Origin of the sequence: Hymenobacter terrenus (assembly GCF_000972495.1) — a bacterium.
In the GTDB taxonomy this organism is placed as follows: Bacteria; Bacteroidota; Bacteroidia; order Cytophagales; family Hymenobacteraceae; genus Hymenobacter; species Hymenobacter terrenus.
In genome coordinates, this window is sequence record NZ_LATM01000002.1 from 332787 (window position 1) to 345727 (window position 12941).

Annotated in this window: 11 protein-coding genes; 6 read left to right on the forward strand and 5 right to left on the reverse strand. The window is 58.7% G+C overall.

Annotated elements, in window-relative coordinates; genetic code table 11:
- The first annotated feature begins 196 nt into the window (after positions 1-196).
- Complete coding sequence (locus tag WX88_RS05915) at positions 197-2689, forward strand: TonB-dependent receptor (protein ID WP_052732391.1); 2493 nt, start codon at positions 197-199, stop codon at positions 2687-2689.
- Between the two features lie 176 nt (positions 2690-2865).
- Positions 2866-4128 (forward strand): PepSY-associated TM helix domain-containing protein, encoded by a 1263-nt coding sequence (locus tag WX88_RS05920; RefSeq protein ID WP_046243391.1) that lies wholly within the window; start codon positions 2866-2868, stop codon positions 4126-4128.
- Between the two features lie 29 nt (positions 4129-4157).
- Here the strand turns inward: WX88_RS05920 and WX88_RS05925 are convergent, their stop codons facing one another.
- On the reverse strand, positions 4158-4928 hold the full coding sequence (locus WX88_RS05925) for a sulfite exporter TauE/SafE family protein (protein ID WP_046243392.1): 771 nt from the start codon (positions 4926-4928) through the stop codon (positions 4158-4160).
- A gap of 97 nt (positions 4929-5025) precedes the next feature.
- Between WX88_RS05925 and WX88_RS05930 the strand changes: the two genes are divergently transcribed.
- Positions 5026-5748 carry an SIMPL domain-containing protein gene (locus WX88_RS05930; RefSeq protein ID WP_082115867.1) on the forward strand — a complete coding sequence of 241 codons (723 nt, stop codon included), beginning with the start codon at positions 5026-5028 and terminating at the stop codon, positions 5746-5748.
- A 68-nt stretch (positions 5749-5816) separates the two neighbouring features.
- Here WX88_RS05930 and WX88_RS05935 read toward each other — a convergent pair whose 3' ends face one another.
- Together WX88_RS05935 and dnaB are read right to left on the reverse strand one after the other, a co-directional pair.
- Entirely contained in the window at positions 5817-6251 is a 435-nt protein-coding gene (locus WX88_RS05935; RefSeq protein WP_046243394.1) for a hypothetical protein, read from the reverse strand.
- Positions 6252-6254: 3 nt separating this feature from the next.
- A complete protein-coding gene (gene dnaB / locus WX88_RS05940; protein WP_197076687.1) occupies positions 6255-7871 on the reverse strand; it encodes a replicative DNA helicase in 1617 nt (538 codons plus the stop codon).
- Positions 7872-8184: 313 nt separating this feature from the next.
- Here dnaB and WX88_RS05945 point away from each other — a divergent pair, with 313 nt between their 5' ends.
- Both WX88_RS05945 and WX88_RS05950 read left to right on the forward strand, forming a co-directional pair.
- Positions 8185-9576, forward strand: a complete 1392-nt coding sequence (locus WX88_RS05945) for a UDP-N-acetylmuramate--L-alanine ligase (RefSeq protein ID WP_262489820.1) — start codon at positions 8185-8187, stop codon at positions 9574-9576.
- A gap of 1 nt (position 9577) precedes the next feature.
- On the forward strand, positions 9578-10282 hold the full coding sequence (locus WX88_RS05950; RefSeq protein WP_046243395.1) for an alpha/beta fold hydrolase: 705 nt from the start codon (positions 9578-9580) through the stop codon (positions 10280-10282).
- Positions 10283-10423: 141 nt separating this feature from the next.
- On the opposite strand, the gene WX88_RS05955 is transcribed toward WX88_RS05950, so the two are convergent.
- Positions 10424-10996, reverse strand: a complete 573-nt coding sequence (locus tag WX88_RS05955) for a hypothetical protein (RefSeq protein WP_156175960.1) — start codon at positions 10994-10996, stop codon at positions 10424-10426.
- Positions 10997-11142: 146 nt separating this feature from the next.
- Entirely contained in the window at positions 11143-11940 is a 798-nt protein-coding gene (locus WX88_RS05960) for a M48 family metallopeptidase (RefSeq protein ID WP_046243397.1), read from the reverse strand.
- Positions 11941-12176: 236 nt separating this feature from the next.
- Between WX88_RS05960 and WX88_RS05965 the strand changes: the two genes are divergently transcribed.
- Positions 12177-12791, forward strand: a complete 615-nt coding sequence (locus tag WX88_RS05965) for a fumarylacetoacetate hydrolase family protein (protein ID WP_046243398.1) — start codon at positions 12177-12179, stop codon at positions 12789-12791.
- Positions 12792-12941 lie beyond the last annotated feature (150 nt).

Sequence of the window (12941 nt, forward strand, 5' to 3'; positions counted from 1 at the left end):
TGCAGGCTGTCTAATATAAATGCCCGGTCTAATAGCCGGGCATTTCTATTGATAATCAAAGTGCTATGGTTTGCGCCCAAGGCTTATAAGGCAGAATAGCCACGAAGAACTTAGGCTAGGGTGAAAAATTTTATTTGTAATGATTCTAAATAACGCGCACCTTTGCAGCATATTTTGAATCGTTCTAAATAAGCCCATGCGCTACCTTCTACATACTCTTCTTCTCGCTGCTACTTTCGCACCAGCTATTGGTTTAGCGCAATCCGATGGCCATCATCGGCAGCACGAGCATCGTAATGGTTCGGCCGGAACAGTCGCCGGCCGCATAACACTGGCTGATGGGCAATCGGCCGACCAGGTTTCGGTGCGCCTAAAGGGGAGTGGGCGCGGCACCACGCCGACCGCGGACGGCCGCTTTCAGCTGAAGGCCCCGGCGGGCTGGCATGTGCTGCTGGTGAGTGGCCTTGGATACGCCGCGCAGGAAGTGCCGGTGGAAGTGAAGGATGGCCAAATCACAGAATTCCCCCCGCTGACCTTGGCGCGCGGTGAGCAGCAACTGAACGAGGTAACCGTGACTGGTACTAAAAGCATGAACCAGCGCCCCACCAGTTTGGGCAAGCTACCCATTGCCCCCCTCGACAACCCTCAGAGCACCGTAACCATTGAGCGCGAAGTGCTGGAGCAGCAGCAGGCCCTGCGCCTGAGCGACGTGCTGACCAACGTGAGCGGTGTGTACGTGATGGGCGCGACGGGTGGCACACAGGAAGAAATTGCCAGCCGGGGCTTTGCTTACACTAGCGCCAATACCTTTAAAAACGGTGTCCGTTTCAACAACGGCATCATGCCGGAGGTCAGCTCGCTGGAGCGCATGGAGGTTTTGAAGGGCAGCGCGGCTATTCTGTACGGCAACGTGGCGGCCGGTGGCGTACTGAATATTGTGACCAAAAAGCCCCAGTTTCAGCGGGGCGGCTCAGTGGGTTTGCGCGTGGGCAGCTTTGGCTTCGTGAAGCCCATGTTTGACGTGTACGGCGCCGTAGGCCAGAGCAACAAAGTAGCGTTTCGCCTAAACGGGACCTACGAACAAGCCAACAGCTTCCGCGACGTCGTGCAGTCGAACCGAGTCTACGTCAACCCGTCGCTGCTTTTCCAGCTCAGCCCCAGAACCAGCCTGGTGGTGGAAGGTGACTACCTGCGCGACAACCGCACGCCGGACTTTGGCATTGGGGCCATCAATTACCAGATTCAGGAGTCGCGCACGCGTTTTCTGAATACCACCGACGCCCGTAACGCTACTCAGCAAACCAGTGCCACTGCCACCCTGTCGAGCCGCTTGAGCGACATTTGGCAGGTACGGGCCGTGGCCGGATTTCAGCGCTACGACAACAAACTGCGCAGTGCCACCCGGCCCACCACGTTTGCGGCGGTTTCGCCCAAGTCGGTTCGCTACGGCAACCTAGGGCGCAACTTGCAGCGCACCGCTACCACCGAGAACTACTACACGGCCCAGCTGGACCTGACGGCCACCTTGCGCACCGGTAGTGTGGGCCACACTTTGCTGCTAGGCGCCGATGCCGACCAGTACAATACCAATGCCCTGACTTACATCAGCCAGCCTTTCGATTCGCTCAATATTTTCAATCCAAACCTCGCCCTGCGCCAGCCCGCTAAGGCCGTGAGCGGCTACAACGACCTACGCTACAATACCCGCACGCTGGGCAATACCCGCCGTGCCGGCTTCTACGTGCAGGATTTGATTAGCATTATCGAGCACGTGAAAGTGCTGGCCGGCGTGCGCTGGAGCTACCAGGAGACCCCCAGCGACGTGTATACGTACCCCAGCCTGACGGCCACATCGCCGGCCGTGACTGTTAGGGAGAATCGCCGCTACGATAATGCCTTTTCGCCGCGTCTGGGCCTAATGTACCAGCCCGTCAAGACATCAGCAATATTTGCATCGTACTCAAACTCCTTTACCCCAAACTCGGGCGTGGATGCGAACAACGAGGCCCTGCCCCCATCGTTGATTGACCAGTACGAAGTGGGCATCAAGAACGACTTGTTTCAGGGGGCACTGTCGGCCAACGTAACGGCCTACCGCATCGTGAACAGCAACCAGGCCCAGACCATTCTGCCTACCAGCGACAAGCCCAACCCCAACAATGCTCAGGAACTGGCCGGCCAGGTGACCAGCAAGGGGATGGAAGTGGATGTGCAAAGCAAGCCCTACCAAGGTTGGTCCTTCATTACGGGCTACAGCTACAACCACACCGCCTACACCCGTAGCAACCTCTACGCCGAAGGCAGCCGCCTTCGCTACAACCCTGCCCACACCGCCAACCTGAGCTTGTTCTACAACTTTGGCCAGGGCCTCGCCACCACAGGCTGGCTGAAAGGCCTGTCGGCGGGCGTGACGAGCTATTACGTGGGCGACCGCCTGGCGGGCCGCAACCCGCGCCTGGTGAACCCCACGGATGGCAAGCCCTTCGCTAACGGTGACGTGAATAAGTACATCGCCGTTCCCAACTATTTTCTCCTCGATGCCTCGCTGGGCTACAACTACCGCAACGTTCAGCTGCGCCTGAAGATGGCCAACCTCCTCGACGAGCTGAGCTATAACCTGCACGATGACAATAGCGTGAATCCCATCGCACCGCGCAATTTCTCCGCCACCCTGAGCTATAAGCTCTAATCACGGATTTAACCGCACTTACTCAGATTTTGCGGATTATCGGTTGGTCAACCGTCTCGTTTGTGTTGGGTCGTCGGTAATCCGTGTTGAGGCTGTTTAGCAATTATGAACTGCGCACCCTTTCCATCAACTTCCGCTACGCACTCGTTCGCTCAACCAATAATCAGTGAAATCCCATGAATCCGGCTAAATCCGTGATACGGAGCATTCACCTCTACCTGGGTCTGGCTTCGGGGCTAGTCATTGTTTTCGTGTGCCTGACGGGCTGCATCCTGGCTTTCGAGAAGGAAATAGAGCAGGCCTGGCACCCGGAGCGCTACTTTGTGGCACCCGCCACTACGGCGCCCCTGCCGTTGGCCCGGTTGGTAGAAGCGGTAAAGACCTACAAGCCCAAAGCCAAAATCGGAGGGCTGAAAGTATATGCCGACCCTACTCGTAGTGTGGAGGTAAGCCTGGCTGGCGGCCCCGGTGAAGGCGGGAGGGGCGAAGGTCGCGGCGACCGGGCTGGTGCTATCCGTGAAGGCCATCCTAGCGTCTCCAAGGCAAGCCCCAACCACATGCGCGAAGGCCCTGAAAAGGGCAAAGGCAAGGGCGAAGGAGGTGGTCCACGGGTTTACGTGAACCCGTATACGGCTGCCATACTGGGCGAAGTGAATCCCCGCAACTCATTCTTTCACACCGTGGAGCAGTTGCACCGTGGGCTGGTGGCGGGTAAAATCGGGAAGCTCGTGATGGGCGTGAGCGCCGCTATCTTCCTGTTTATTCTGGGTACGGGCCTGGTGCTGTGGTGGCCCGCTACCCGCAAGGCCCTCACGGCACGCGTCCGCGTGAAATGGGGTTGCGGCTGGAAGCGTCTCAACCATGATTTCCACATTGTGCTGGGGTTTTATGCCTCACTGTTCTTGTTTGTTCTGGCTTTGACGGGCGTGGGGATGTCGTTCGACTGGGTTGGCGCGGGCATTAATAAGCTCACTCATTCGCCGATGAAACGGCCCGAGCCGCCGCTTTCGGCCCTGCCCGCCATGGGCACTGCGCCGGCCACGACTTTTGGGCCCGATGCCGTGCTGGCTCTGGTGCGCCTGCAAGAGCCCGCTGCCGAATCGTATGCTCTGCAACTGCCTAAAGAGTCTACCGGCAGCATCCGGGTAGCCATTTTGCGCCCCGGTGCCATAGCTGAAAATGCTACCAGCGAGGTGTATCTCGACCAATATTCCGGCCGCGTAATCCGTAGTCAAACCTATGAGCAGCGTCCGGTGGGCCAGCGGATTCGTGGCCTGTTTAAGCCAGTGCATACGGGCGCGATATTTGGCTGGCCCACCAAGCTGCTCGCTTTCGTAATTAGTCTGCTGGGTGCCACGTTTCCCATCACCGGCACCATCTTGTGGCTGAATCGGGTGCGTAAGAACCGTAAAAAACAGCGCCAGCTGCAAGCCGTCTGAGGGAGGAGCCGGAATAGCTGCGCACCTTGTTATGTGAGCGTATCCCAGCTTAGCTTGAGGATGAAGGCACTGACGACCAGCAAAAACAGCACCCGCACGAAGCCCGTGCCATGCCGTTGCGCCATCCGGGCGCCCAGGGTGGAGCCCAGAATGTTGCACGCGGCCATGGGCAGGGCCACTTTATACAGTACCTGCCCGGTGCTGGCGAAGTAGAACAGGCTGGCTAGGTTGGTGACCACATTCACCAGCTTGGCGGACGCGGAGGCCGCGATAAAATCGTAGCCAAACAAGCCCACGAAGGCAAACAACAGCAAGCTGCCAGTGCCTGGCCCGAAAAATCCATCGTAGAAGCCAATGGCCGCACCCAGAGTCAGGCCCGTGACAATTTCGCGGCGGCCCCGCAGGCGCGGGGCGTGAAGGCTACCAAAATCCTTGCGCCAAAAGGTGTAAATGGCCATTATCACCAGCAGTCCCAGCACCAGGGGCCGCACGGCTTCTTTGTGCAGCAGGCTCACCGCCCGGGAGCCCAACAGCGCGAATCCACCCGCCACCAGCGCTGTGAGCGCAATAACCCGCCAGCGCACAGCCAACTGCTCGGGGCCGCTGAGGTAGCGGCGCAGGGCTGCCAGCGTGCCCGCCAGGCTCGATACCTTGCCCGTGCCAAACACCGTGGGCACCGGCACACCGGGCAACAGCAACAGCATGGCCGGCAATTGAATCAGCCCACCGCCGCCCACGATGGAATCAATAAAACCGGCCAGGAGGGCGAAAAAACACAGCAATAGCAGCGCAACACTCATGCGGCAAAAGTACTGCGCGGTCTTCGGGCGTCGGCAGGCTTGGCCACGTCAGCAATTTTAATCTTAACATTGCACTTCAGCTTTAAAGCCAGCCTGTATGATGACCTTGTGGAAATGCTACTCCTTTCTCTTACTGGCTGCTTTAGCTGCCTGCCAGGCTGCGCCCGCTACGGCTCCGCCACTCCGCCAGGTGCGTAGCGTGGGCTACGGCAGCGTGACCGTGTATCCGGATTACGCCGAGCTGACGGTGGATGCCGAATTCACCCGCCCCCGGCTGAAGGATGCCGTGGCGGAAGTGCAAGCCGTGGTCGACCAAGTGCTGGCCATGTCCAAGCGCTACGCCCCCGGCCCCAACGACGTACGCGTGAGCAGCACTTCTTCGAACAAGGAGTTTGGCTACGTGCGCGGCAAGGAGGTTTTCACCGGCTTCAACTCCTCGCAGTCGGTCACGGTCCGCGTCAACGACCTGCGCCGCCTGTCGCCCTACCTCGAAGAGCTGCTGGCCACCCGCATCAGCCGCATCAAGGATTTGAGCTACGGGCACAGCCGCGCCGACAGCCTGCGCCGCGAAGCCGACGTACTGGCCTTGGCCGATGCCGCGAAAACCGCCGATAAAATGTGCGCCGCCCTCCACGTGCGTCGCGGTGCCGTACTCGAAGCCAGCGACTCTTCCAGCCCCGAAAGCAGCAGCGGGGGCTGGCGTCGCCCTTCGGCCGACATCGAGCTATACAGCAAAAGCTTCGGCGGCCGGGGCTTCAAGATGAGCCCGGAGCTGCTACGCTTCGATAGTACCTGCAACCTCACCTCGGCACTGGAGTAACGAGCTATATCGGCTTCGAAGGGGAGGCAAACAACTCCGGTTTGGGGATGAGAATCAGGAAGCCCAGTCTACCACGGAATACTCATGAGTGCACAAACGATAAAGACATACAGCGGCCCGAAAATGCACAAGCAAATGACCAATGGCTTGACGATGCTTTTGGCAGGGAACCCAGCACGATTTTCTACAAATTGACTGAAGTACGCTTCCAAGCCGGAACCTCCCGCATATCCGCCTCCGACGTAGATGGTGACCAGCGGAATCCAGGCGTTCCTCATCGAATTGGGTATGTAGCTGGTGAGCCACAGTAGCAGTATGCTGTAGCTGATGCTGCCCCACAAGGCCCTGCGCGCTGCTTTACGCTGGCCTATATCGCGGAGGTTTTGTGCCGTCAGAGCACCGCCGACAATGCAGCTGGGTAACACGGAAAACATCCGAATCGCCCGCGCCGAGTACAGCGGCAAGCCAACCGCGACGCTTGCGGGCGATACTGGATGCTCCATGTATTAAAATGGCGGGTCTTCGTGCGTGTTCATATTACCCTTCGGGAACGGCACCGGCGACTCGTTGATTTTTGAGCCCAGACGGATGGTATTGGGTGCGTAGCCGCCGCTGGGTTCGCTGTCGAAGGTGCTGGCGGGCAGGCCCATGGGCTGGTAGCCGCTGGTGTCGAAGGCCCCAGCGCCGTCGAGGTCGGCAAACTTGGTGAAGCGGCCAATGAACTTGAGCTGCACGGTTTCGAGCGAGCCGTTCCGGTGCTTGGCGATGATGACCTCGCCCACGCCCTGAGTCGAGTTGCCTTCGGCGTCCTGGTCGAGGCCGTAGTACTCGGGGCGGTAGAGGAAGATTACCATGTCGGCGTCCTGCTCGATGGAGCCCGATTCACGCAGGTCACTCAGCTGCGGGCGCTTCTCGCCACCGCGGGTTTCCACTGAGCGCGAAAGCTGCGACAGGGCCAGCACGGGCACGTTCAGTTCCTTGGCAATGCCTTTGAGGGCCCGCGAGATGCTGGCAATTTCCTGTTCGCGGTTGCCGCCGCGGCCGTCGGTGTTGCCACTCATCAGCTGCAAGTAGTCGACGATAATCAGCTGCACGTCCTTCTGCGAGCGCAGGCGGCGGCACTTCGTGCGCAGCTCCCGAATGCTCAGGGCCGGCGTATCATCGATGTAAATCGGTGCGGCCGAGAGGTCGGTAATCTTGTGGTTAAGCTGCTGCCACTCGTGGTCGGCGAGCGTGCCTTTTTTAATTTTGTCAGAGTCTAACTCTGCTTCAGCTGAAATCAGACGATTGACCAACTGTAGCGACGACATTTCCAGCGAGAAAATGGCCACCGGGCGCTTGAACTCCACGGCGGCGTTGCGCATAGCTGAGACCACGAAGGCAGTTTTTCCCATGCCTGGCCGAGCCGCGATAATCACCAGGTCAGATGGTTGCCAGCCGCTCGTAACGCGGTCCAGCGCTGTGAAGCCGGTGGGCACACCGGTCAGACCGTCCTTCTGGTTTTTCTTTTCTTCGAGTTCCTTGATGGCCTTGCCCATCAGGCTGCGCATGTCGTCGAAGTTCTTGCGGATGTTCGACTCGGATACTTCGAACAAGGCCGATTCGGTATCGTCGAGCAGCTTGAAAACATCGGTAGTGTCCTCGAAGGCGTCGCGCTGAATTTCACTCGAAATCCGAATCAGTTCGCGCTTGATAGACGTTTCGGTGATGATACGAGCGTGGTATTCGACGTTGGCCGCCGAGTTCACTTTCAGCGTGAGGTTGGCCACGTAGAAGGGGCCGCCGCAGGCTTCGAGCTCGCCCATTTCGCGCAACTCGTGCACTACGGTGAGCTGGTCGATGGGTTCTGATTTATCAAACAGCCGAATGATGGCCCGGTAAATGCGCTGGTGGCTGTCCTTGTAAAAGCTCTCAGGCTTGAGCAAGTCGATAACCGACGTGAGCGCGTCTTTTTCCAGCATCAGGGCACCGAGAACGGCCATTTCCAGTTCGGGAGCCTGGGGCGGCAGCTTGCCGGCCGCGCTAGCATTGAAGGGTACGAGCCCGGCAGGTCCGCGGTTAGCCAAAGCCGCTTTGGCTCGGGCTGCGGATTGCTTCAGGCGGTCGTCCATCCGGTCTTGCATAGAATCTCAGGGTATTGGGGCAACAGAGAAATAGGCTTACGGTAATGTTTCGAAAACCGGGCAGCCCACGATGTACACAAAGCTAACCTCTAAGCCGGGTAAAAGATTGGCTGGTAAAATCGTTTCTTTTGGCTATGGAATGCCCCCGGCAGCTAGGAGTTTGTACTTTCGCGGTCCGGCAATTTCAGTTGTCAGTTTTCGGGTGTTGGTCGTCAGTTGCTAGTTGTCAGTCTACTGCATCGGCAGCAGCTAAAAAGTGACAGCCAACTATCTGGAAACCGGCAACAGCAACCGACAATTAGCAACCACTCCTTTGGCACCAGCAACTAGAAACGAGCAACCCGAAAGGATTCATTTGATTGCCGTGGGCGGCAGCATCATGCACAACCTGGCGCTGGCCCTGCACCGCCGCAGCGCCCACGTGACGGGCTCCGACGACGAAATATTTGAGCCGGCCCGCGGCCGCCTGGCCGCGGCCAGCCTGCTGCCCGCCCAGGAAGGCTGGGACGCCGGCCGCATCACCCCCGACCTCGACGCCGTGATTGTGGGCATGCACGCCCGCCCCGACAACCCCGAGCTGCTGCGCGCTCAGGAGCTGGGCCTAAAAGTGTATTCCTTCCCCGAGTACATCTACGAAGCCAGCCGCGATAAGCAGCGCATCGTCATCGGCGGCTCGCACGGCAAAACCAGCATTACGGCCTGTATTCTGCACGTGTTGCGCTACCACAACCGGCAGTTCGACTACGCCGTGGGCGCGCAGCTGGCCGGGTTCGATTTGATGGTGCAACTCACTGAAGATGCTCCGGTCATCATCATTGAAGGCGACGAATACCTGTCGTCGCCGGTAGACCGGCGACCCAAGTTCCACCTCTATCAGCACCACATCGGCGTGATTTCCGGCATTAGCTGGGACCACATCAACGTGTTTCCGACCGAGGAAATCTACCGCGAGCAGTTCCGTATTTTCGCCGATATGACGCCCAAAGCTGGTGTGCTCATCTACGACCGCGACGACGAGCAAACCCAACTCATTGCCGTGCCCACCAACCCCGACGTGACCTACATCGGCTACGGGCCGCACGAACACGTTATTCGCGACGGGCACACGTTCCTGCTGAACAAGAAGGACGAAGAGGTGCCCATTCAAGTGTTTGGCGAGCACAACCTGCGCAATATCTCGGCCGCCAAGGAGGTGTGCAAGCAGCTGGGCATTAAGGGCAAGGATTTCTTTAGAGCGGTGGCTTCGTTTCCTGGTGCGGCCCGGCGGCTGGAACTGGTGCGGCAGGGTGCCACATCGGTGGTGTATAAGGACTTTGCCCACGCACCCAGCAAGCTGAAAGCCACTGCTGCGGCCCTGAAGCAGCAGTTTCCGAAGCGGCGGCTGGTGGCTTGCCTGGAGCTGCACACGTTCAGCAGCCTCAATCCGGCGTTTTTGCCGCAGTACGCGCACTGCTTCGACGCGCCCGATGTCGCAGTGGTGTATTTCAATCCGCACGTACTGGAACACAAGCGCCTGCCGCCGCTGGCCGCCGCTACGGTGGCCGAGGCCTTCCAGCGCCCCGATATCCGGGTGATTACCGATAGCGCGGAGCTGGCGGCTTTTCTGCGGGCGCAGGAGTGGGCCAATGCCAACCTGCTCCTTATGTCGTCGGGCACGTTCGATGGCCTAGACTTGGCTGCTCTGGCGGCTGAAATCACCGGTTGAGATGGAAAAGCCAACGCTATTAATGCTGCACGGCGCTTTGGGGAGCCCCGATACCCTGCAGCCCTTGGCCGAAAGGCTGGCTGCTCAATTCACGATAAAGACCTTCGCCTTTGCTGGCCACGGTGGGCGGGAAGTGAACACTGAAACAGTTAGCTTGCCGCATTTTGCCGAGGAGGTGCGAGCCTTTTTAGCGGAGTACGAAACAGCGCCGGCGCACGTATTTGGCTATAGCATGGGCGGCTACGCGGCACTGCTGGCAGCCAGTTGGGAAGCGGGCCTGTTCGCTTCCATCACCACCTTGGGTACCAAGCTGGATTGGTCGCCGGAATCGGCAGCGGCCGAAATACGGCTGCTTGACCCAGAGAAGATGCTGGCCAAAGTACCGGCCTTCGTTGAGGTGCTGCGCCAGCGCCACGCGCCGGCTGACTGGACCGCCTTAGTGCATGCCGTTGCCGCCCTGATGACTGCTGCAGGAGATGCCCCGCCTCTGGCAGCAGCCGACTTTTCGGGGCTACACGTGCCCGTACAGGTACTGATAGGTGATGGCGACCTGACCGCCAACAGGGGCAACGCAAGCAAGGTCTTAGCTGAGCACTTGCCACAAGCGCACTACGCAGTATTAGCCAACACGCCCCACCCCATCGAGAAGGTTGATATTGCGGACTTAGCCGCCCGCATCAGGGACTTTGCGCTGTCGTATTCTTAGCCAAGCCCTAAAACCCCAAAAAAGCCCGCTATTCGGCGGGCTTTTTTGGGGTTTTAGGGGCGGGCCGCCGTGGTCGGTCGGTGGTGATAAGCAAGGCCAGGGCCGTGAGGCTGAGGCGCAGGAGCCATTTGCCGGAAGTACTCATCGGGAGGGGGTGGGAGAGGAGGCGAAGAGGGAGTTGTTGCTGTCTATTTTGAGGTCACAGTTGCTGCCAGTAGAGTTTTCGCCGCAACTGGTGCCCACGATGCGGCCATTCTCAAAGTTGAAGAAACAGGCCGGGCACCGCACGCTGGTGATGGTGTAGCGGGCCGCCGTGGGACTGAGGTAAAACGTATTGTCGCCGCCACTGGTGAGGGGCAGGGCCATGGCCCGGAACATGCCGTTGCGCAGGCCCACGCCAATGAGGTAGTAGACCACCGGGCCCTGTGGGCCAATTGGTGCCTTGCGCACCAGAATTTTATCGACTACCGTGCCGTCGCCAAACTGCCGGATGAAGGCCTGCGCCAATTCGCTGCGGGGTGTTTTGTACTCGGCCGAGCTGTCGGTGAAATGCACGATTTGTCGGCTTTCGGGCCGCAGAATTACATCGCCTTCGATGGGATTGAGACTGCCAAATTCGTTGGTGGTATGCTTGGTGGTTTCGCACGCCATGACCAGCAAACTTATCAATAGGCCTAATAAACCTAAACCGAGCAGGCGAGGAAAGTATTTCATATTCAATGAGGGAATGGGCGAAGGGGACATGACTTAATGAGTGTTGGTTGCAAATGCAATTTAATCATTAAATAAGTATAGTAGTGAATGTGCTATGTAACTGGGCTGTAGAGCTGCAGCTAAGAAAGGGCTTTGTCTGCCCCATTCTAGCGAGGCTTGTAGTACTTGCGGGCTTCTGGCAGCTCCCGTTGGATATCGGCGATGCGCGTGCCGTTGGAGGGGTGAGTGGATAGGAATTCGGGGGGCGCGGCGGCACTGGCGCTGGCGTCCATGCGCTGCCAGAACGCTACGGCGCCATCGGGATTGTAGCCCGCCAGGGCCATGAAAATCAGGCCCAGATGGTCGGCCTCGGTTTCCTGGTTGCGGCCGTACTTCAGCAGGCCCACTTGCGAGCCTACACCGAAGGCCTGCAAGGCCATTTCCTTAGTGGCGGGCGCGTTGTTGGCCAAGGCCACGGAAAGGGCCTGGCCGCCCAGCTGCTGAATGAGGCTCTGGCTCATGCGCTCGGAGCCGTGCTTGGCTACGGCGTGGGCTATTTCATGGCCCATGACCACGGCCAGGCCGGTTTCGTCCTGCGTGACGGGCAGGATGCCGGTGTATACTGCTACCTTGCCGCCGGGCATGCACCAGGCATTCTGCTGCTTATCGTCCTGAATAACGTTGAACTCCCACTTATAGCCGGTGAGCTGGTCCTGGGCATTTTGTTGGCGGAAATACGTTTCAACGCCGGCCTGAATGCGCTGGCCCACGCGTCGCACCATGCTCACGTATTGTGAGTTGGTAGAGAGCGGGCCCTTGGCGATAACCTCGCGGTATTGAGTGGCGGCCAGGGAATTGACCTCGCTGTCGCTCACCAGGCTGAGCTGGCTGCGGCCCGTGATGGGCACTGTGGTGCAGGCGCCCGTAAACGACAGGGCCGCGACGAGGGTGAGTTTTTTCAGCATGAGACTAAACTGGAGTAGGAAAAAGAAGGGCAACTGCCGAGGCAGGGCGCACGTTTAGCCGCGCTGACCTTAGGCGGAGCCTGAACCGAGGTAGTGGCGGCCGTCTATACGGCAGCAGCCCATATAAATGTTCGGGTAGTGCAAATTGCGAAAGTGGAAAACCCAGCCAGTTGGTTGCCGCAAGCCATTACCGGGGCGTAGTTTTGACTTCTTTCTGTTTCGCCCGTCCTTCCACCATGAAAATTATTTGCATCGGCCGCAACTATGCCGACCATATTGCCGAGCTGCATAACGAGGTACCGTCAGCGCCCGTCATTTTCCTCAAGCCCGAAACGGCGCTGCTGCAACGCGGTCAGCCGTTCTTTATTCCGGAATTTTCGCAAGACATTCATCACGAGCTGGAACTGGTGCTGCGCGTGAGCAAAAACGGCCGCCACATCGACGAGCAGTTTGCGCACACCTATTTCGACGCCATCGGCCTGGGCATCGATTTTACCGCCCGCGACTTGCAAAGTGAGCTGAAAAAGAAAGGCCTGCCCTGGGAGCTGGCCAAAGCCTTCGACGGCTCGGCTCCTATTTCTCCCGCCTTCAAACCGGTGGCCGACTTCGCCGATTTAGCCAATATCAACTTCCACCTGGAAGTGAACGGCGAAACCCGGCAGACCGGAAATTCGGGCCTGATGCTGCATCCGTTCGCCAAAATCATCAGCTTCGTATCGAAATACATTTCTCTGAAGATGGGGGATTTGCTGTTCACCGGAACGCCGGCCGGCGTGGGCCCGGTGAAGCTGGGCGACCAGCTGGCGGGCTACCTGGAAGGGGAGAAGCTATTGGAGTTGAATGTGAAGTAGATAATTGATTTTAATGTAATTGAACGTCATGCTGAGCGCAGCCGAAGCATCTCGCGTGTGGTAGTAATCCAATCGTGAGGACGATGCGAGCGAGATGCTTCGGCTGCGCTCAGCATGACGTTCTTCTTGAGTATTTGTAAATTGAAGAAC

Excerpts from the sequence above, each read along its gene's own strand:
- WX88_RS05960 (WP_046243397.1), bottom strand. The coding sequence starts at position 11,940 with ATGCTGAAAAAACTCACCCTCGTCGCGGCCCTGTCGTTTACGGGCGCC.
- WX88_RS05955 (WP_156175960.1), bottom strand. The coding sequence starts at position 10,996 with ATGAAATACTTTCCTCGCCTGCTCGGTTTAGGTTTATTAGGCCTATTG.
- WX88_RS05915 (WP_052732391.1), top strand. The coding sequence starts at position 197 with ATGCGCTACCTTCTACATACTCTTCTTCTCGCTGCTACTTTCGCACCA.
- dnaB (WP_197076687.1), bottom strand. The coding sequence starts at position 7,871 with ATGCAAGACCGGATGGACGACCGCCTGAAGCAATCCGCAGCCCGAGCC.
- WX88_RS05965 (WP_046243398.1), top strand. The coding sequence starts at position 12,177 with ATGAAAATTATTTGCATCGGCCGCAACTATGCCGACCATATTGCCGAG.
- WX88_RS05925 (WP_046243392.1), bottom strand. The coding sequence starts at position 4,928 with ATGAGTGTTGCGCTGCTATTGCTGTGTTTTTTCGCCCTCCTGGCCGGT.
- WX88_RS05935 (WP_046243394.1), bottom strand. The coding sequence starts at position 6,251 with ATGGAGCATCCAGTATCGCCCGCAAGCGTCGCGGTTGGCTTGCCGCTG.
- WX88_RS05920 (WP_046243391.1), top strand. The coding sequence starts at position 2,866 with ATGAATCCGGCTAAATCCGTGATACGGAGCATTCACCTCTACCTGGGT.
- WX88_RS05950 (WP_046243395.1), top strand. The coding sequence starts at position 9,578 with ATGGAAAAGCCAACGCTATTAATGCTGCACGGCGCTTTGGGGAGCCCC.
- WX88_RS05930 (WP_082115867.1), top strand. The coding sequence starts at position 5,026 with ATGATGACCTTGTGGAAATGCTACTCCTTTCTCTTACTGGCTGCTTTA.